This window comes from Marinobacter sp. 1_MG-2023 (genome assembly GCF_030549045.1).
Classification (GTDB): domain Bacteria; phylum Pseudomonadota; class Gammaproteobacteria; order Pseudomonadales; family Oleiphilaceae; genus Marinobacter.
Genome location: NZ_JAUOST010000001.1, coordinates 1 through 16,006, shown reverse-complemented (window position 1 = coordinate 16,006; position 16,006 = coordinate 1). Strand labels below are relative to the sequence as shown.

The following is a 16,006-nucleotide window of genomic DNA, read 5'->3' as shown; positions in this document are numbered from 1 at the left end:
ACTTAAGAGGCCAATAAAATTGACGTTAGAGGCCACCGTTTCCATTGGCTGGATTAACACCGTGATCGGTGCCGCAGAGCGACTGTCTGTGTCCGCCGACCAACTGCTGGTAGCCGCCGGTATTCCGCACGCTGCCTGCGAACTGGAACGGTGGCCGATCGACGATATCACTCGCCTCTGGCACGCCGCCGAACGCTGCACCGGTGACCCCGGCTTCGGCCTGAAAGTGGGCGCAGAGTTCTCTCCGATGAGTATCAGCGGCGTCGGTTTTGCTCTGCAGTCTGCCGCCACGCTGCGGGAAGCCATCGTGATGGTTCAGCGCTTTCAGCGGCTGATCTCCGATGGCGGGCGTTTCCAGGTTGTCGCCGGTAACGCTGCCACCTGGCTGGTGTACCATCCAAGGCAGGGCCGGCTGGCATTCAGCCCGCATCAGATCGAGGCGGTGCTGGCCTCGGTGGTAGGATTCGGAAGCTGGGTTACGGGGACCCGAATGCAACCGGCGCGTGTGCAATTCAGCCAACCCCGGCTGGGGCCGCTGGCGGGATACCAGACCGTGTTTAATTGCCCGGTAGAGTTCGAGCAGGCCTTCAGTGGCATATTGGTAAACAACACCGTTCTGGACCAACCCCTGCCCCAGGCAGATCCGCAGCTTGCGCAAGTGCACGAGCGCTACACCACCGCCCGCCTGGCCGCGCTCTCCATCAACAGTGCCTCAGTTCCGGAAATACGGCAGTGGCTGGCCGCTCGCTTGGGACCTGTTCTGCCCCGCCGGGCCGAGGCGGCCGACGCCCTGGGCATAAGCGAACGCACCCTCGCCCGCCGGCTTGGCGAACAAGGTAAAACCTTTGATGGGTTATTGGATGACGTACGGAGAGAGAAAGCTCTGCAGGCAGTTTCCGATTCCACCATCGCGCTGCCAGAAATAGCCGAGGCGCTGGGCTTTGCCGAGGTAAGCCCCTTCTACCGGGCCTTCCGGCGGTGGACAGGCATGCCGCCAGTGCGATGGCGCAAACAGGGGCAACCGCTATTGCGACCAACTGGGCCAGAATCCTTCAGTTGATCCACCGTTACCTGCCATCTCCTTTCACGCCCAACCGGTCCAGATAAAGGTGGAGCTCTGCCTCGCTCATATCCACGTATTCAAGCACCCTGCCGTACAACATGGCAGTCGGAACGTTACGGCCGTTCAGCTCCCGCTGGGTCTCATGCAGTACATAAAGGATAGTGCGCTCGGTGCGGGTAAGACCGTCGCGAACGTCGGGGATAACTTCAAGGAGCGCACGGCGGTGGTCTGAATCAGGCATCATCTTCTCGGAGTCAAACATTGGACAGTGATATCGTAGCTGACCGCTACGCACGAGCGCAGCCAGGCTGTCAGCCCGAATTGTTAAAGCCTTTTCAGCCTTTGGTTATACCCTCTGCCCGATTTCAGATACAGCATTCCAGGGACGAATATTCTTCGGCTAATACTCCAGGGCCCTTCAGCAACTCACTCAAAATTGACGAAGTCCATGAGGCGGTGAAAAAATTGTCCCCCAACAATTCTTGGTAGCTATGGCCAGGTAGATTACCACTGCAGCGAGCGCCATGCTGATTCAGCAAATTCTCCGCGATACTCCTGAGGTGATCCCTTGACCCGGCCAGACAGCCAGGCTCTGCAATAGTTTTCTGACGGGCCTATGATGAGAGAGAAGAGAATCTCGAAGGGCTGAACAATTTTGACATCGCCCTTGCTGAAACCAAGCAACTGGTCTTTCAGTTTCCGATAATTCTGGATATTTCGGTCCTTCAGCTCCTCCTGAAACGGCCCCTTGGCGACTGGGGAACGCGCCTGATAAAGGAACCTGGCCCACTCCGGGTTGGCCACAACCCAGTCCAGATAGCTCCCGATAATGCAAAACACAGCCTCCCGCAGACTGTTCGCCCCGGCCAGCTCCTGCTCCAGATGCTGTCGCTGATCATCCAGGGCGGCAAAAAAGAGCGCACTCAGAATACCCTCTTTGTTCCCGAAGTGATGGTAAATCGCCCCCACACTGGTGTCGCAGCGGGCTTTGATGGCATCGATGGTGGTGGCTTCCACCCCCAGCTCATTAAAGCAATACAGCGCCTGTTCCAGAATCTCTCTTTTCAGCGCAGCTCTGCGGCCCGGAAACCTGTTCTCTAGGATGTTGTATTTGTTCATTAAATGGGTATTCGCCTATTTGGACTTGCCATGCTTTGTATTCTACCGTTTGACAGCTCCGGCATAAACAGAATACTCTTCTTTTGCAGAATATTATTCTGTTTTGTTTTCAAGCCACACCTTCGTCCACATGGAAAGCTCCAGGCAAAAACTTTCTTACTCACCCTCGCCAATACGGAGATTAATTGGATCGATAATGGAAAAAACCGTAATAACTTGTGAAGACGGCCATAGGCTCATCGGGCACTTTTTCAGGCCAGCCACAGAGTCACCTCGCGGTGCTGCCCTAATCTCCCCAGCTACGGGATTCCGGCACCAGGTCTATTTCAGTTTTGCCACCTGGCTGAGCGAACAGGGCTTTGCCGTGCTGACCTTTTCCAACAGGGGCATCGGGGACTCCCGCAACCATATCCCCCTGGCAGAACTCTCGGCCGACCTGGTGGACTGGGGCACCCTGGATTTGCCGGCAGCGCTGGACCAGCTGATCGCCCTTGCCCCGAACCTGCCGGTGACCCTGGTGGGCCACAGCGCCGGTGCACAGTTAATCGGTTTGATGCCCAATTTCGCCCGAATTGACCGCTATGTTCTGGTTGCCGCGTCGTCGGGCCATTTCAACAACCTGAAACCGAAAACCCGGCTGGCAGCCAAGCTGATGTTCCATGGCTGGCAGCCGGTTTCCGTTGCGGTGAAAGGCTACTGGCCCACGAAATTTATCGGTTTTGGTGAGGACCTGCCCGCCGGCGTCGCCAGGCAGTGGCGGCATTGGTGCAGCTCACCCGGCTATGTAGAAAACAGTTTCGGCAAGGAAATACAGCAGCATCACTATGGAGACATCACGGCACCGGTGCTGTCACTGACCGCCACAGATGACCACATCGCAGTGCCTGCAAACGTGGAAGACTTTCTGCGCCTGCTGCCTAATGCCAGGATAGAAAAGCACTTTCTGGAGCCTGCCAGCTTTGGCCTGAAAGAAATCGGCCACAGCGACCTGCTGCGCAGCCGATGCAAAGCCTGTTGGCCGAAGATTCTGGGTGGCCTGGAGTGCAACGGCTGAACCTGATAGCTCCACTCCACCGCTTCATCTTTGAATTCCGGGGGATAACACTGGCTGCTCATGGCCATTCCTCCTATGGTCAAATCATAGGCCTGGAGTGGCTAGTGGACCGGGGTAAATCCAACCTCTTTATCAATATAACTCATGTACTCAGCATTCATCTGGATATTGCTTCTAATATCAAAACCCGCACCAATGCCGTAAGAAATATCGGTTTCAGACGCAGAGGCGGATACCGAGCCACCCGGCCCTGTAACGGAAGCGGTCAACCAGGTAATCGATCTCATTTTTACCACTACCTTTTCTTTCGTCGCTTCCATTCCATTGCCACTTCGCCCATTGTTTTGGGCTGTCCATTTTTCACCCAAGCCATGAATTCCCGGTCAAATTTGAAATCAGGTCCGCAATGTTGCTGTAAAAATCGACGTACGTTTTGCGTGTTACGGTACGAGCTAGTCACCGGCGTGGCTTTAGTAATCTGATCACTGTGCCAGTCAAAACCACCCACTTGTTTTTCCATCTATTGGTACCTCATAACGCCTTGCAGCATGCGCGCCTAAAAATGACGGCGAAGCCTCAATGCAGTATGCGTAGCCGTGCCTGCACTGGTTATGCCAAATCCCCTGACTCGGATACGTGACAGGCCTAGAAACCAAGGATAGCCAGTCAACCTTCTCCAACCACGGTTTTACGCTCTCTTTCATAGTCTTCGTAGGACTTATTGGAGCGCTCCATACACTCCTCATATTGAGCAGGCGGAGCATCGTTGCATTCTTGGCGATTGGTGCGTTGGATGTTGTCGTATACGGCTTTACTACTGCATCCATAGGACAAAATACAGGCTAGAGGTATTACCCACATCTTTCTGGTATTGAGGGCTAACGATCGGAACACATAACGCCTGAGCTCACCGGCGACCCACGTCCGAGGGCTGTGACTTGATAGCAATCACACCATAGGTCCACGTTCAGCCAATGCACTCAGTAACCACCGAAATGCCCAAATGGTCCGCATATGATTGTCATCATGATACTCGTTATCGTATTCCGGCCCTTCGAGCTGAAACAGGTGTGTGCGATGGTAGCTCAATCTGGTAGCCCCTCGAACTCTGGCACTTCCCCTAACTCCCCATCCCAAACAGCTTTGCTGGATGAAAAGATATGCGCTGTTGGCTCCATAGATATTTCAGTGTCCAAGCATCCTGCGGGAACGACGAGCAACCCTGGGACCTGAGTGTTTGGCAATGCTGAGCCACACAGCTTACAAAAGCTTTTGGTATGACGACTGCCCGGAAGCGTAAAGGAAGTCACAGCCCCTGCACCCGACAGCCAGACCAATTTAGCTGACTGCGAGAATAGGTTTGCCGCATGACCCGAACCCGTATCTTTTTGGCAATGCTGACAATGACACAGGTAAAAGCTATCGAAGTCACCTTTTACCTCAAAGCTCACAGTGCCACACAGGCAAGAACCGAAATGATCAGACATCAGAACCTCTTCCATGGCCTGTGGATGAAATACACATAACGCCGCAAGCACCCGCGCCGCTTTTCGGCGTCAGCCTGTCTTGCCTTGTTAGTTGCCTTTACTTTCAACGTGCTTTTTGAAATTGTTAAGAATACTTTGCCAGCCTTGTTTTTGCTGCTCAGCGGAATTCTCATCTTCTGCATCAAACGTTTCTAAAACCTTAACGCCATTAACCGTTTCTATGAACTCAACTGTCACAACACGGTTATCACCAAGTTCAAAATAAATCGATTCGTTTGACTCAATTTTGGTAAATATGCCTTCAAAGTCGAACCCCACTGAGCCGTCTTTTGCTTCCATCCGGTAATTGAAATTACCACCTGCTTCCAGGTTTACCTCTGCTCTTGGACAACACCACTCGTCTAGGGCAAAGTTCCATTTTGTTATATCTTTGGGTGTGACCCAAGCATCCCAAACAGTGGCTAGTGGCGCTTGAACTTCTGTTTCAATAACTATTTTCATATTCGTCCCATCGGTTGATCAAACAAAACAGTCTTGACCACATTGTGGTCTCAAAAGTTAGTCGATTAGATCAACCTAAAATCGACAATACGATGAAATATTTTCGCAAACGTGTGCAATTAACGCTTTTGTTTAGCAGCGACTAAGGAGCGCAGCGTAGTAGGCGTCCGGTGTAGGGCCGCTTGGCCCGGAACGTACTACAACACTTTGTTAAATTTTCTGGCCTGATACCGCTCCCGTAGACATAGGGCCAGTGCAGCAACCCCAATCCCTAAACTATAACCACCGTAGAGCGAAGCTACTATAGCAAGAGGTAGTACCCACAAGAGCTTGAGCTCTTTCGCCCTGATTAAATAGACCCCAAGACTGGCTGCTGCAATGATTATTAAAGCGTTGAAGGCAACGAAGCCTGAAAGATACAAAAACGGGTCTTGTGGTGCTGCGAAAGCCGTTGCTTGCTGCCGGAGATCATCGAAGTTCATGACCAGTTGAACCGCTACAAAAGTGGAATGGCCGAGTACGATTATCCCAAGCAACTGCCGCACTGACACGATGCCTCCCAAGAATTTAACGCCGCGCACACCGGCGCGAGCTTGCGAGCGTCCGGCAGCCGGAGGCTGCGTAGTGCTGCGCCTGGTTATGTGTTGACTCTGTCGCCACGTTAATCCGATAGGTTGAGTTGCCAAGACACGCCGTACCTATCCTTCAGCCACCCAAATTTCTGGCTAAAGCCATAGTTATCCAAAGGCATCAGCTCCGAGCCACCGTCGGCTAAGGCCCGAAAAGCCTCCTCAATTTCGCTCGAGGACTCACACTCAACATACAATGACATGGAGGGTGTAAAATTAAATTGGTGATCAAGATGACTGTCCAGCGCCAAAAACTCGGTTCCGTTTATCCTGAACCGAGCCATTTTGGTAGAACCTTCTGGTTCATGCTCACCGGCTCCGTAGCGCTGAATATCGGTGATCTGTGAACCAGGAAATAAAGAGGTATAGAACCTGATTGCCTCCTCGGCTTTCCCGGCCTGCTCTCCGACAAACATGAGCGAAGTCGTGATGGATTTCATGTGCTCCTCCAATCTGATGGGTACACATAACGCCAAGCTCACCGGTAAATTGGGAGCGCAGCGAGTAATTTATCCGCGTGCAGCTTTTTGTCATACATGAGTTTCCTCCGGAATCAGAGCCAATAGGTCAGTAACTCCAACTTCCGCACCCGCTTGGGATAATAAAGCAGAAACTTGCCCTCGATGATGGGCCTGATGGTTAAAAAAGTGGAGAACAAGACTCGAATATCGCTTGTTGGCCGGATCCCCTTTGGTGTTGTGGTAGTTGAGAACGAAATTCAGATCACCTTCGGTTAGCCCCGCTACCCAGCTGATAATCTGTCGGTCAAGCCAAGCCCGGTGTTCAGATAAGCGAGCAATATCCTCAAACACTATCTGGCTTAGGCTTGTCGGATTTGGAAGGTTGGCGACCTCCTGCAACGAATCCACGCAGGATGGATGGGTGGCAAACCGCTTCAACCAGATGGTGTCACCAACGATGATGTGATTCAGAGTTCCAAGAATAGAACCGAAAAAAGCCCCGCGATCCCTAGTTAAGTCTGTTGCAGAGAGCGAACTTGCAGACTCGTAAATTTTAGAATTCATCCATTGATTATAAATGGACAGCAATTCAAAGTGATCTTTCAAGCTCATCTGAGTTCCCTCTCAGGTATAACGCACTGGGTAAGCCGCCGGAGCGGAGCGCAGCGTACCGGTCGGCTTCACCCAATGGTTATGCCTGGCTCTCTGCTCTTAATGATTCTTCCCACTGACATACTGCACCTTTCTTATGTGCTTGCAGCCTGTCTTCGACATGATCTTTTCGCCAAACTGCGGCGCACTCCAGACCAACACAACCCTCCCTCGTGGAGGGTATATCATTGGTACAGTCTACGTAGTGATAAAACTTCTTCGAGACAATATCGTGTCGGTAGAACCTGGCCTCCGGTATTGGTAGTTCTTTGAGCGGCACATCTCCGATAGCAGGCCAACCGTTCTTGCCAATCGCTGAATTCATTACCCAAAGCTGAAAAGCTACCTTGCTGAATAATTTTGGCGTTATTTCAGGACGTTCCGTAAATGTAGCCGCTGTAAATGCAACTAGAGGCTCCTCGATAACTACGCCATATGAAAATGAACCGTCATCAAGCTCAATTTCAACAACATTTCCCGGTGCCCATTTTTTTCGACGAGGCATAGTCCTCCTCAGGCAGAACGCTGAACGAAGCGGCGGCTGAACGCCGTCCGGTGGACGGCCGACAGGTCGGCCACGAACTTGATCGACTGGTTAAGCAGCACTTAGGCCAGCTTGCCTGATTGGGCCCAATGCTCCTCAGTCAATATAACGATAGGCACACCGCTATCTCTGTACTCAACCGCCTTCTCAATTTTTCGACCGAATGTCTCGTGGGCCCAACTGTCCGTCACATAAGTTCCGAGAACAAGATAGTTGAGATTCTTGTTAACGCTTTTCGAGATAGCTCCTCCGAGAGCCTCGGTTGCTTCATGGCATTGCTTACGAGTCCCGAATGCGCAGGTTCCGGTAAACAAAAAAGATGCTCCCTCAAATCCTATTTCGGGAAGGGGCTCATTAATCGGAAGTGAAGAGGTTTTTGCTAATTCACCGATCTCAGCCGAATCACCAGAAATTTTGCGAAGTATTCCCAATAGCTCCTCTGACTCTTCTTTATCGAGCACACCGTCCACGAGCATAGCGGAGACTTTCTGGAGTAGATTGATAATTACCGGATTATCACTGGATTGACGATTTTGAATCAGCCAGCTCATCAGAAACTCGGCTTCGGCTTGATTTACAGTTCCGTCAGCCAAAAACCCTTTGCTCAATCCTATGAGCGTGTCGATTTGACGGTCTTGGATGTTCTTTCTGTTGAATTTCGCAAAAACGTCCATGGTATAAATTTTCTCCTTGATGCTTAACGCTCAGCTAAAGGGCGCCAATGGAGCGCAGCGGAATTGGCGTCCATTTTGAGCGCCGTGTTATGCGCTTTCATTAATTTCCTGCATGAGCACTTTGTGTCTTGCATTACGTTCTTCTTGTAATTTCTCAATCTTATCGATCTCTTCCTTCATGAATTGCACTGGATTCCATTCCTCTGGTGTGGGAGTGACTTGATGAGGTAACTTCCCAATAGAACGTAATGTTGAAGCCAAGTTATGAGCCTGTAATCCCAGCGTGGCGTACTGCATTTGACGCTCTTCAAACCCTTCTTCGTAGTCTGGCGGCGAGGCAGCATATTCAAATGCCCCGGATATTTTATGGTTTGCGGCTTCTATTTGATTTGGGAGGCTAAGCACCTCATACATTAAGTTCGCTGGGAGAGCCTTCCACTCTACTTCGAAAGAAAGAGGATCGAAGTTTGGTGTTTTTGTCTGTATTGACCTACACCCGTCTTGATCCGGCTGGCCACAACATAGGCCATCTTCCGCTACGACATCAGCACATCCGTTAACGAAGGAATTGAGAGCACAAGAGATGCGAATGGCAAGATATTCAAGATCTTTCTTGCTCTTGCCTTTCTGGAACCACCATTCCTTGATGGCATTGAGCAGAACACCTAAAACCACACCAATTAATACATACGCTGTTTTATCCATACAGACTCACTTCTTGTAACGCATAACGCCCTGGGTAAACCGCCGGTGCGGAGCGCAGCGTAGTAACGGTCGGCTTCACCCAATGGTTAGGCCTTGTTCTCTGCTCTTAATGATTCTTCCCACTGACATACTGCACCTTCCTTATGTGCTTTCAGTCTGTCTTCGACATGATCTTTTCGCCAAACTGCGGCGCACTCCAGACCGACACATTCCTCTCTCGTGGAGGGTATATCGTTGGTACAGTCTACGTAGTGATAAAACTTCTTCGAGATAATATCGTGTCGGTAGAACTTGGCGTCAGGTATTGATAGCTCTTTGAGCGGCACATCTCCGATAACAGGCCAACCGTTCTTGCCAATCGCTGAATTCATTACCCAAAGCTGAAAAGCCACCTCGCTAAATAATTTTGGCGTTATTTCAGGACGTTCCGTAAATGTAGCCTCAGTAAATGCAACTAAAGGCTCCTCGATAACTACGCCATATGAAAATGAACCGTCATCAAGCTCAATTTCAACAACATTTCCCGATTCCCATTTTTTTCGACGAGGCATAGTCTTCCTTGGGCATAACGCTGAGCTAAGCGGCGCCACGGCAGTGGCGTCCGGTGGACGGCCGACAGGCCGGGAACACACTTGAGCGACTTGTTATGCTAAAAGCCAACGAATGCCGTCGACCATAAGGTATACACACGTAGTCAAACCAACGATTAAAAGTGCCCACACCAATCGTCGTACCCAGGGTTTTGCCTGTGGTTGAAGCAACACCGGAACAACCTTAGCAGGACCATCATCCGACTCAACATGAGTATTCACTTCTCCCCAAGTGGTAGGCGCAAAATAAAGGTAATTTACGCTGACCTCTTTCTTGGGAACTAGCGTTGGGAAGACTATCTCTTTGCCACCACCGGGCAGGTCCCTAATCTCATGATCCGTATCGGGATAAACGTTTACGTTTGGCAACAAGTTATGGCCGAGCCGAACATTAGTAGCCGCCCTGCGACCAGTATTTTTGATAATTACGGAGTGAGTGTGAACTACAGCACCAGGCGTCCCATCTGCATTCGGGCCCATTCTGTGAGCCGAAATGAACCCTAAGTGGGAAACGAGCTTAGGACGGCTTTCAAGAAGGTGGTTGATCAACACACCGAGGAATAGAGTAATGATCGGCATCCCTACCGCAGCTGCCAAATTCCAATCGATGTTCATAACTCAATCACTCTCCTTGAAGCATAACGCCTGCGTAAGCGGTAAATTTGAAGTGCGAAGCAACGGAAAATTTATCCGCTTGACGCACTTGTTACATTTTTTGGTACATAGATGAAGCTATGACCAGTTGATTGAGAAAAGTAATATATTCTATTGGATTCACCTTCAATTCCAGCGCAGTTCTTTGCGCCGCAGCCTAAGTAACGAAGTGTTTTCTTATTGTTACCAATCACAACAGATATCATATTTCCTGGATTTTTCTCACCGGCCAAATGCTTAGCGATAATATCTTTTGCCTGTTGTTGACCTTTATTTTCGAAGTAAATCAAGCTAACAACAAAAGCGAAGCCAGACAACGAATAAATTGCAGCACGATTAAATCTGCTCTTTTCATTCTTTTCTATCGTGGGAGTGATTCGCTTCCCTATCCAGTAACGGCGAAACTTTATAACCCGCCGCTTAGGCCTAACACCACCTCTTACCCAATCAAGATATACCGGTAAAATAGCGTGGGACCAGATAAATAATGCAAATGCCACCAAAAATAACATTAAAAGAATTGGGCCGAACGACACAATCAAGCCACTATAAATAACTTGATGAAAGCTTCGTTCCATCATGTCTGAATCTAAGCTAAGTGTTGTAAGAAACCCGTGATAGTTTGCCGTACTCCACGAATACAGAAGCGCAGTACAACCTGCTAGCAAAATCGCACTATCTATCGGTTTTCTCATGAACTTTCCTAGAAATGTAACGCTTTGGCTTTGCGGCGTGCCGGAGCGCAGCGTAGGTGCGTCCGCCAACAGCCACTTGTTATAAATCGAACTCAAAAACCTGTTGCTGCTTCAATAACTTGAAACCTTGTGCGTGGTAAAAGTTATGGGTGGCAGCGCGCTTCGAATTGCTGCGAACCCGGACGGCAACCCCGATTGACTTGGCCCAGGCGACAGCTTCCGCCACTAACTTAGAACCAATTCCTTCACTCCGGTGTTGCTCCTCAACTATGAGACCAGCTATTTCAATAAATGGTGCCACTCCAACTCGCACCGCCAAATATGCATGTAGCCAACCAACAACCCCATCGTCGAAATCCGCTACCCATATCCGATGGCCGTCTGAGTTTAAGAGCAGGCCCAGCGCATCGCCAGATTGATACTTTGATTCAGCGGCAGGCGTCAGCACATGCGCTAGACGCTCGATCTCATGCTTATCTACCAACACTGCCGGTCTGATGTTCACAAGTTCCTCGGAAAGAATTTATAACGCTGAGGTAACCGGCGCCGGAGCGCCAGCGGAGGGAACCAAAAGCGCCACGCTTTTGGCGTCCGGTTGACCGACTGGTTAGAGCCTGATGATCTCAACGTCATTTCTGCCACCGCCCTCGACAACCCACATGCTAGCCATGTTCTGAACATCCTCCAGTGACTCATCCACGTGGCTGGTCGTTGTTATATGATGCTCTTCCATACGATCAGGGTCGGTTACAAACAGGTCCATTGCTGACTCCCACTGCTCACAATGCGTTCCCCATGTGCAAAACAACTCTATGCGCCGGTTGAATAGTTCTTCCAACAGCGGCTCGTACTGCTCAGAGTATCGTCTGTTGGTGGCTAGAATAACCTTTCTGGGCTTCATGGTTCGTCAGCTCTAACGCCAGTGGTAATGGGCGCCAACGGCGCGGAGCGTAGTTGGCGTCCCGTTGACCACCTTGTTATGCCTCAGTCCGAATAAATTTTTCATAGCACTCGGAGCAGAGCCAAGTGCGACCTTCTATGGTATAGCCTTCACCTGACTCTGGGTCATCTGCTTCGTACAATGACCAACTACATATTTCGCAATGGTCGTGACTCCAACCATCCTCAACGAGTTTTGTATATTCAGGACGATAGCTTTGGCCGACGTACTCTGACGTTTTACCTTTGGATACGAGAGCGGCTCTTGGCAGCCACTTTCGCTTTACCCATACCTGCGCCCGAGCCCATTCTATTTGCTCGTCAATATCGGAAATTTTCCATTCATCGCCGTGTATGGACACGTACTCTTCCATGTCTTCACCGGGTATAACGCCGACAGCACGCGCGGCTGCGAAATGGAGGCGAAGCCGCAATGTAGCTGACGTCGCCGTGCCTGTGATTGTTAAATTTTGACCGGCTAAAAAGGAATATCATCGTCTTCACCCGCAACCGGATCTGGCTTCAGAGGACTCAAAGCCTCCATCGTCAACTTATTCAATTTTCGGTTACCAGAATACAAATTCCATGTTCCTTGGTGAAGACCGACCACGATATTGACGGGATAGGTCCGCTCAATGGCCCTTATCATTTTTAGGTGCATCGCTCTAGCTGTTCCACCAACAAACATTGTAGGTGCTAAATGTAATCCGCTTTCAGAAAGTGGACTATCATCGTCATCTGCATCCCGATACCACCCGTGCGCAGTTACGAACATTCCAATGAAGGAGACCAAAAGTTCTGGGAAAGGCACCATAGACTTACATTCGTGAACTGCAACTACAGATTTGCTGGAAACCGTATAGAAGGGCCTTTTACCTGACGCGTAGTCGTCATCCTTTATGGCTGATATTTCGCTTCCTTTGAACAACACAACAATATCAGGAGCAAACGCAATATCACCATCTAAGTGTGAAAATATCCGCACTTGCTGACGGAGCTCAAAGTAACCGTCTTTTCCGGACAACAATATATACGAGAAGTTATCTGGGTTACCGTTCGGTGTCGTAAGATAACGATATTCCCCATCAACCAAATTCTCGACCGAGACATTATACCCAACGCCTTTGTAATAATTTAAAAGAGCATGAAAACAGCCGATCTCAAATGAAGCCGAAAGCTCTCTTTTCTTTTTGTTATAGGTTGCAGAGTGTTTTTTTGCGAATTCTTTAGCCCTTTTTTCGACACTCTTTACCCATTCATCATGCTTACTGCTCATTTTCTTTTATTTTCTTCGCAACTTGAAAAACAATGTCATTAGCTTGGTTCAGGTTCAACCACCATTCATCCATGCCAGACTCATAGATTAGTACGTTAAAATCAAGGTAGGCCTTGTTGATTGTGCGATTTCTAGCGTCATCAAATTTAATTTCTGCTCCGTAGCTTATCGGTATGGTGCTACCGATGCCAATTTCAGAAACTCCGCGTGACGAGCTGGCAAGTGGACCAAGCACAATTTGGAAAAAAGAATTGAGTGCAAATAGCACCTTGTAACGTTCAGAAAACCACCCCTTGCTGTAAGTAAACATGAGATGTTCATTCTGTTTTTCCACAAGATAATTGTATTGACGAACCAAAGCTTCATAGCGCCGCTCGCACTGACTCTTTACTTCACGCTCCATTTTCCCTACTAGCAAATTCAAAACGGAATGCATGCGGCCCCCTGAAATTTAACGCTAATGGTAACCGGCGCCGGAGCGCAGCGGAGGGAACCAAAAGCGGTACGCTTTTGGCGTCCGGTTGACCGACTGGTTATGTGTAGGACTAAACACCAAACTGAGGTTCGCCATACTTCTCCAACAGTGCATTTATCTTATCGGTATCCTGTATTAGGTTGCTGCGCGACTCATCGACGTTCATAGACGAGCCTACGCCTAGCTTTCCAACTGTTACATGGCGTCGCGCAGACATCACCGCCCCCTCAGGCTTAACGTCTTCTTTTCGGTCTCCACAATCGAGTTTGTGGCCGCCTAGTAGCCAGCCAGACCCAGTCAGGTATAGTATTTCCCACTCGTTGCTTGCAGCCATTTTCCCACCTCTTCAGAAATTACACATAACGCTTGCAGCATGCGCGCCCATGGAATGGAGCCAAAGGCGCAATGTAATGGGCGTCGCCGTGCCTGCATTTGTTAGAGTTGATCTTTATTGTATGTTAGATTTTTAACTACATATCCAAGCTCAGATTGCTTAACCAGAAGCTCAACTTCTATTCCCCGATCGGGAAGAAAATTATACGTCTGTTCAGAAATACAGTAAAAAAACAAACGGCGGCTAAATGAATCAAACTCTAATCGATGCCGACAACCCCACCCTCGCCGACTAGCTCTCGATTGTTTTTTTACTTCAGCAGTCAAAGTAGCATCTTCACCAAAAATTTCTGTAAACAACTTTGGAACGAAAAACGCCGAATTCACCCAAAATAACCAAAAAAGGAATACAGGCATTCCGAGAAATAACGCAAACCCTTTTAACCCCTTGGGGAAAAGACTGGATTCTCTGAATGAACAAAAAATTCCCTTTACATATAAAATCCAATAAATAGCGCACAAAAATAAAATTAGGCCTAACGATATATATACCGACCACTCAGAGATTACAGGATCAACCACAAAATCATGTGAAAACGACGAAAAAATTAATCCAATACTGGATACCGCTGTAACCAAACCTAAAATTAAATGATCTAACGAATAATTTTTTCTCGTTATAGTCATCACCAGCCTTTCTTGAACTCTAACGCGAAGCTAAGCGGCGCCCTGACAAGGGCGTCCGGTGGACGGCCGTCAGGCCGGGAACAAACTTAAGCGACTGGTTAGCTGGGGGTAACTGAGGAACCTGATCCCTGGCAAACAACACGACGGCCTGCTCCATTGCCCTTGCACCGACACCTGCCAATGCAACGTGATTAAAACCACCGCCTTTGATGCGGTGAATGAACCTGAACTCCAGAGTAGCAGATCGCGATTCAGTTTTCGGCGGATTGCCCCGCAGGGTGAACACCGAGTTTGATACTTACCCAATATTCCGATTGAGCTGCCAGCAAGATCGCGAATTTTAACGGCCTTGGCGGAACTCCGAAAGTACCGGTTTTGCTACCCGCTTGCGGCCAAGGCCCAATGGCACCGAACCACCCAAAAGGCCCCAAGGCACTACCAGCTAACGCCAATATTAAGCGGCGCCCGACTCGGGCGTCCGGTGGACGGCCGCCAGGCCGGGAACGAACTTGAATGAATGGTTAGGCATTTATCACTCCGGCGACTCCGACTCTGTGACCACAACCTCTTGAATGCCGGTGAAAATGCTCAGAACACCAAAGCCGATAATGAAGCCAAGCGCTAAATGCGTGGAAATGCTAAATAGAAAAAACGTGAGCGTGATCATTCCCAGCCCTATTCCGCACCATGCTGCTATTGCCATTGCCTGCGGCGAGTGCGAAATGATGTGAAAACCGAATATCGATCGCGGCTCAATTCGAAATTCAGACAGCCAAGCACCCACAATACACAGTGGCATACTGAGCCCCAACATGACGGCTATTCCCGAGTGTTCATCCCACCAAACTGGGGTAGTTGCCATGGTAAGTGTGGCCGCAAAGCACGCTCCGGCTACCGCATACGATATTTGTGCAACTCGCTTCATCCTGATGCGCAACCTCCGATTTCAAATATGCCTAACGCCAGCAATAAACGGCGCCCTGACAAGGGCGTCCGGTGGAGGCCGTAGGCCGGAACGAATTTGATTGCCTTGTTACAAGCTTACTCAAAGACCGGCCTCATAAAACTGCGCTCACAGCTTAGTACACAACGAGTTTCTTCGGCGTATTTGAATGCGGCCTGGCAATCTGAGTCCTGGAACGAAACCTCACGATATTTTTCATAGGCTGCCAGAGACTCGAAAGTGAATAGTGCGATGGCGATGTTGTTGGCTCCCTCGGAAGGCAAGAAATACCCATGGTGCTGACCGCCCAATTTCTGGACCAAAGGTATCCACATTTTCGAGTAGCGCTCGAACTCGGCGGCTTTGTAGGGATCTATGACGTACTTTAGGTAGCAGGTAACCACTTGAACTCCCTTTCAGTTGGCCTTGTAACGCCTGCATAAACGGCGTGATCTTGTACCACTTTGATGGACACTTTATGCACTGAGCTTTTCATAATCCTCCGGGGATTGGTAGCCCAGACTCG

Annotated in this window: 24 protein-coding genes; 2 read left to right on the top strand and 22 right to left on the bottom strand. The window is 49.6% G+C overall.

Going from position 1 to position 16,006, the window contains the following annotated elements; all coding sequences use genetic code 11:
* Positions 1-19 precede the first annotated feature (19 nt).
* Positions 20-1,060 carry an AraC family transcriptional regulator gene (locus Q4606_RS00120; protein ID WP_303606313.1) on the top strand — a complete coding sequence of 347 codons (1,041 nt, stop codon included), beginning with the start codon at positions 20-22 and terminating at the stop codon, positions 1,058-1,060.
* A gap of 7 nt (positions 1,061-1,067) precedes the next feature.
* Here the strand turns inward: Q4606_RS00120 and Q4606_RS00115 are convergent, their stop codons facing one another.
* Together Q4606_RS00115 and Q4606_RS00110 are read right to left on the bottom strand one after the other, a co-directional pair.
* Positions 1,068-1,304 carry a hypothetical protein gene (locus Q4606_RS00115; protein ID WP_303595475.1) on the bottom strand — a complete coding sequence of 79 codons (237 nt, stop codon included), beginning with the start codon at positions 1,302-1,304 and terminating at the stop codon, positions 1,068-1,070.
* A 263-nt stretch (positions 1,305-1,567) separates the two neighbouring features.
* Complete coding sequence (locus tag Q4606_RS00110; RefSeq protein WP_303595060.1) at positions 1,568-2,182, bottom strand: TetR/AcrR family transcriptional regulator; 615 nt, start codon at positions 2,180-2,182, stop codon at positions 1,568-1,570.
* Between the two features lie 196 nt (positions 2,183-2,378).
* Here Q4606_RS00110 and Q4606_RS00105 point away from each other — a divergent pair, with 196 nt between their 5' ends.
* Positions 2,379-3,236 (top strand): alpha/beta fold hydrolase, encoded by an 858-nt coding sequence (locus Q4606_RS00105; RefSeq protein WP_303606312.1) that lies wholly within the window; start codon positions 2,379-2,381, stop codon positions 3,234-3,236.
* Positions 3,237-3,337: 101 nt separating this feature from the next.
* Here Q4606_RS00105 and Q4606_RS00100 read toward each other — a convergent pair whose 3' ends face one another.
* The 20 genes from Q4606_RS00100 to Q4606_RS00005 all read right to left on the bottom strand — a co-directional run bounded on the left by Q4606_RS00100 (position 3,338) and on the right by Q4606_RS00005 (position 15,884).
* Complete coding sequence (locus Q4606_RS00100; RefSeq protein WP_303607022.1) at positions 3,338-3,604, bottom strand: hypothetical protein; 267 nt, start codon at positions 3,602-3,604, stop codon at positions 3,338-3,340.
* Entirely contained in the window at positions 3,532-3,756 is a 225-nt protein-coding gene (locus tag Q4606_RS00095) for a DUF6434 domain-containing protein (RefSeq protein WP_303606311.1), read from the bottom strand. Before Q4606_RS00095 ends, Q4606_RS00100 begins: the two co-directional genes overlap by 73 nt.
* A 565-nt stretch (positions 3,757-4,321) precedes the next feature.
* Positions 4,322-4,723 (bottom strand): GFA family protein, encoded by a 402-nt coding sequence (locus tag Q4606_RS00090; RefSeq protein WP_303606310.1) that lies wholly within the window; start codon positions 4,721-4,723, stop codon positions 4,322-4,324.
* Positions 4,724-4,810: 87 nt separating this feature from the next.
* Positions 4,811-5,224 (bottom strand): SRPBCC family protein, encoded by a 414-nt coding sequence (locus Q4606_RS00085; RefSeq protein WP_303606309.1) that lies wholly within the window; start codon positions 5,222-5,224, stop codon positions 4,811-4,813.
* Between the two features lie 197 nt (positions 5,225-5,421).
* Positions 5,422-5,706 (bottom strand): hypothetical protein, encoded by a 285-nt coding sequence (locus Q4606_RS00080; protein WP_303606308.1) that lies wholly within the window; start codon positions 5,704-5,706, stop codon positions 5,422-5,424.
* 179 nt (positions 5,707-5,885) lie between these two features.
* Positions 5,886-6,293, bottom strand: coding sequence for a VOC family protein (locus tag Q4606_RS00075; RefSeq protein ID WP_303606307.1), 408 nt, complete (start codon positions 6,291-6,293; stop codon positions 5,886-5,888).
* Between the two features lie 90 nt (positions 6,294-6,383).
* Complete coding sequence (locus tag Q4606_RS00070) at positions 6,384-6,926, bottom strand: DinB family protein (protein ID WP_303606306.1); 543 nt, start codon at positions 6,924-6,926, stop codon at positions 6,384-6,386.
* Positions 6,927-7,005: 79 nt separating this feature from the next.
* Entirely contained in the window at positions 7,006-7,470 is a 465-nt protein-coding gene (locus tag Q4606_RS00065; protein ID WP_303606305.1) for an Imm26 family immunity protein, read from the bottom strand.
* Positions 7,471-7,571: 101 nt separating this feature from the next.
* A complete protein-coding gene (locus Q4606_RS00060) occupies positions 7,572-8,183 on the bottom strand; it encodes a BRCT domain-containing protein (protein WP_303606304.1) in 612 nt (203 codons plus the stop codon).
* Between the two features lie 87 nt (positions 8,184-8,270).
* Complete coding sequence (locus tag Q4606_RS00055) at positions 8,271-8,888, bottom strand: hypothetical protein (RefSeq protein ID WP_303606303.1); 618 nt, start codon at positions 8,886-8,888, stop codon at positions 8,271-8,273.
* An 86-nt stretch (positions 8,889-8,974) separates the two neighbouring features.
* On the bottom strand, positions 8,975-9,439 hold the full coding sequence (locus tag Q4606_RS00050; protein ID WP_303606302.1) for an Imm26 family immunity protein: 465 nt from the start codon (positions 9,437-9,439) through the stop codon (positions 8,975-8,977).
* Positions 9,440-9,532: 93 nt separating this feature from the next.
* Positions 9,533-10,093 (bottom strand): hypothetical protein, encoded by a 561-nt coding sequence (locus Q4606_RS00045; protein ID WP_303606301.1) that lies wholly within the window; start codon positions 10,091-10,093, stop codon positions 9,533-9,535.
* A 71-nt stretch (positions 10,094-10,164) separates the two neighbouring features.
* Entirely contained in the window at positions 10,165-10,827 is a 663-nt protein-coding gene (locus Q4606_RS00040; RefSeq protein WP_303606300.1) for a hypothetical protein, read from the bottom strand.
* A 79-nt stretch (positions 10,828-10,906) separates the two neighbouring features.
* Entirely contained in the window at positions 10,907-11,332 is a 426-nt protein-coding gene (locus tag Q4606_RS00035; RefSeq protein WP_303606299.1) for a GNAT family N-acetyltransferase, read from the bottom strand.
* A 102-nt stretch (positions 11,333-11,434) separates the two neighbouring features.
* Complete coding sequence (locus tag Q4606_RS00030; protein ID WP_303595646.1) at positions 11,435-11,728, bottom strand: hypothetical protein; 294 nt, start codon at positions 11,726-11,728, stop codon at positions 11,435-11,437.
* 516 nt (positions 11,729-12,244) lie between these two features.
* Positions 12,245-13,042: a hypothetical protein gene (locus Q4606_RS00025; RefSeq protein WP_303606298.1), complete on the bottom strand. Its 798-nt coding sequence runs from the start codon at positions 13,040-13,042 to the stop codon at positions 12,245-12,247.
* Entirely contained in the window at positions 13,032-13,478 is a 447-nt protein-coding gene (locus Q4606_RS00020) for a hypothetical protein (RefSeq protein WP_303606297.1), read from the bottom strand. Before Q4606_RS00020 ends, Q4606_RS00025 begins: the two co-directional genes overlap by 11 nt.
* A gap of 474 nt (positions 13,479-13,952) precedes the next feature.
* Positions 13,953-14,540, bottom strand: a complete 588-nt coding sequence (locus Q4606_RS00015; RefSeq protein WP_303606296.1) for a hypothetical protein — start codon at positions 14,538-14,540, stop codon at positions 13,953-13,955.
* 529 nt (positions 14,541-15,069) lie between these two features.
* A complete protein-coding gene (locus tag Q4606_RS00010) occupies positions 15,070-15,462 on the bottom strand; it encodes a hypothetical protein (RefSeq protein WP_303606295.1) in 393 nt (130 codons plus the stop codon).
* A gap of 116 nt (positions 15,463-15,578) precedes the next feature.
* Positions 15,579-15,884, bottom strand: coding sequence for an NIPSNAP family protein (locus Q4606_RS00005; protein ID WP_113813899.1), 306 nt, complete (start codon positions 15,882-15,884; stop codon positions 15,579-15,581).
* Positions 15,885-16,006: the final 122 nt, after the last annotated feature.